Below are 257 nucleotides of genomic sequence, written 5' to 3' on the forward strand. Positions count from 1 at the left end.
CTCCGATTCCAATTCGTCCAACATCTAAATTCGCCATTGCCACCTTAAATCCTTGTCCTTCTTCACCAAGTAAATTCTCGACCGGCACTTTCATATCTTCAAACGTAAGTTGTACCGTGCGAGAACCAAGAAGTCCCATTTTATGCTCATCTTTGCCGATAACTAAGCCTGGTGTATCTTTCTCTACTATAAATGCAGAAATCCCACTTTTTCCTGCCTCTGGATTTGTAGAAGCGAATACAATGTATGTACTTGCT

At 41.2% G+C, this 257-nt stretch carries 1 protein-coding gene; it reads right to left on the bottom strand.

What is annotated here, in order from left to right:
* Positions 1-257: acyl-CoA dehydrogenase family protein (locus tag SB775_RS31335; protein ID WP_410865173.1), on the bottom strand; the 257-nt coding region annotated here is incomplete at both ends.

The sequence above is a fragment of the Peribacillus sp. SIMBA_075 genome (genome assembly GCF_046534585.1).